Raw genomic sequence first — 2,688 nt, forward strand, 5'->3', positions numbered from 1 at the left:
CGTTAGCATCCTTCGTATATCCTCGATAATATGGTTCGAAAGTTTCTACCCGGTCACCGTAAATGACTGGACTATGAAGGCAGTGTTCTATTTAGACATCAATGCATGCCAAAAAACTAGAATTCTGCCTTTATACAGGCGGAGTCTAGTTTTTTTTGCTGTTTGGGAGCGTGTTTGATGTCTAAAATCAACAGTATGATTTATGCAAGGATAGAGGCTTATTGTTGGTGATGACCGGCTCCAGCTGTTGATTGGAGTGCGAGACAAAGACTCCTGCGGGAGAAGTGGCCAATGTGAGACCCCGCAGGAGCTTTAGCGACGAGGAGGCTCACAGGTCACCCGCGGAAAGCGAAGTCTTGCACGGAAATCAACAGCGGTGTTAAGAGGGCTATTTTTCAAAAGAATGCTAACAAAAAGGATGTAATTGTGGATGGTAAGGGAATCATACACAAAAGAGAGATAATAACTGGATGAGGTGAACTGAATGCTAGGTAAAGAAGAATTGCATAATCAGGAAATGATCGTCGTATTAGACTTTGGAAGTCAATATAATCAATTGATCACACGAAGAATCCGTGAGTTCGGAGTGTACAGTGAGCTTCACCCGCATACCATCACGCTGGAAGAAATCCAGGAAATGAATCCGACGGGAATTATTTTCTCAGGTGGACCAAATAGTGTATATGGAGAGAATTCGTTCCGTTGTGATGAACGCATTTTCGATCTGGATGTTCCGATCCTCGGTATTTGCTACGGCATGCAACTGATGACGATGCATTTCGGCGGTAAAGTAGAACGTGCCAAGCACCGTGAATACGGTAAAGCGGCCATTCAAATCGAGAAAACGTCAAAGCTCTTCTCAGGACTTGAAGATGAGCAGGTCGTATGGATGAGTCACGGAGATCTTGTAGTAGAAGCCCCTGAAGGATTCGATGTCAATGCCACGAATCCATCATGTCCGATTGCATCGATGAGCAACGAAGAAAAAGGTCTTTATGCGGTTCAATTCCATCCGGAGGTTCGTCACTCTGTTCATGGTAATGAGATGCTTAAGAACTTCGTATTCGAAGTGTGCGGATGTGATGGCGACTGGACGATGGAAAGCTTCATCGACATGGAGATGGATAAAATCCGTCAGATCGTCGGAGATAAAAAGGTCCTATGCGCCCTGAGCGGCGGAGTCGATTCTTCTGTCGTAGCGGTTCTTATCCATAAGGCGATCGGTGATCAACTGACATGTATTTTCGTTGACCATGGACTACTGCGTAAAGGGGAAGCGGACAGCGTCATGAAAACATTCGCTGACGGCTTTAACATGAATGTGATCAAGGTGGATGCACAGGACAGGTTCCTCGATAAGCTGAAAGGCGTTTCTGACCCTGAGCAAAAACGTAAGATCATCGGTAACGAATTCATTTATGTCTTTGATGACGAAGCTACGAAATTAAAAGGTATCGAGTATCTGGCACAAGGCACTCTGTATACGGATATCATTGAAAGTGGTACAGCGACAGCCCAAACTATCAAGTCTCACCATAATGTTGGCGGACTGCCTGAAGATATGCAGTTTACGTTAATCGAACCTTTAAATACGTTATTTAAAGACGAAGTGCGTGCGTTGGGATCTGAGCTTGGCATTCCGGATGAAATTGTTTGGAGACAGCCGTTCCCTGGTCCCGGTCTTGGTATTCGAGTGCTTGGGGAGATTTCAGAAGAGAAGCTTGAAATCGTACGTGAGTCCGACTATATCCTTCGTGATGAAATCAAGAAATCCGGCCTTGACCGTGATATCTGGCAGTATTTCACCGTCCTTCCCGATATCCGCAGTGTCGGCGTCATGGGAGACGCAAGAACGTATGACTACACGATCGGAATCCGTGCCGTTACATCGATTGACGGGATGACTTCAGATTGGGCCCGTATCCCGTGGGATGTCCTTGAGAAAATCTCGACACGTATCGTGAACGAAGTCGACCACATAAACCGCGTGGTGTATGACGTAACGAGTAAGCCGCCTGCTACGATCGAGTGGGAGTAGGTAGTAATTGAATAAGGCATGATGGTGCTGCAGATTTAATCCGAACATTTTTTAATTAACTTTATAAAATGTTCGGATTTTCTGTTGACTGCCGGCATTCCCGTTGGTACAATAGTCTTGTCATAATAAATTTATAGTTACTATTACGTCGTATAATTTCGGGAATAAGGCCCGAGCGTTTCTACCAAGCTGCCGTAAATGGCTTGACTACGAGGTGATTGATAGGCGGACTTCATTTATTGCAAATGCGGTCCAATCTATTTTTCATCTTGCAGTCAAAGCTCTGAACTCTTGGTAGTTCAGAGCTTTTTTATTTTGGGATCTGCGACGGCACGAGGAGGAATATAAAAATGAAGAATTTTTTTCAGTTTGAACAGCTGGGCACCAATTACAAAAGGGAAATAATCGGGGGTCTGACAACCTTTTTATCCATGGCTTATATCCTGGTAGTCAATCCGTTGACACTGACGCTTCAATCAGTACCGGATCTTCCGGATAGCATGAGGATGGATGCGGGTGCTGTATTCGTTGCAACTGCTTTGGCTGCTGCAATTGGTTCATTGATTATGGGACTGCTTGCGAAATATCCGATTGCCCTGGCGCCGGGGATGGGGCTTAATGCATTCTTCGCTTACACCGTAGTGTTAACA

2 protein-coding genes and 2 riboswitches are annotated in these 2,688 nt (G+C 45.1%); both genes read left to right on the forward strand.

Translation table 11 applies throughout. The features are described 5' to 3' along the window. The first annotated feature begins 7 nt into the window (after window positions 1-7). A riboswitch (purine riboswitch) is annotated at window positions 8-94 on the forward strand. A gap of 390 nt (window positions 95-484) precedes the next feature. Further along, window positions 485-2,038: a glutamine-hydrolyzing GMP synthase gene (guaA, locus tag HP456_RS22475; protein WP_172255235.1), complete on the forward strand. Its 1,554-nt coding sequence runs from the start codon at window positions 485-487 to the stop codon at window positions 2,036-2,038. A gap of 128 nt (window positions 2,039-2,166) precedes the next feature. After that, a riboswitch (purine riboswitch) is annotated at window positions 2,167-2,268 on the forward strand. Between the two features lie 120 nt (window positions 2,269-2,388). Beyond that, window positions 2,389-2,688, forward strand: a 300-nt coding sequence (locus tag HP456_RS22480) for a solute carrier family 23 protein (protein WP_281358118.1), incomplete at its 3' end; no start/stop codon positions are given.

The organism is Bacillus haikouensis, from assembly GCF_013179555.1.
Taxonomy (GTDB): Bacteria; Bacillota; Bacilli; order Bacillales; family Bacillaceae_B; genus Rossellomorea; species Rossellomorea haikouensis_A.

Coding starts and splice junctions, on each gene's coding strand:
- guaA (WP_172255235.1), top strand. CDS start 485: ATGCTAGGTAAAGAAGAATTGCATAATCAGGAAATGATCGTCGTATTA.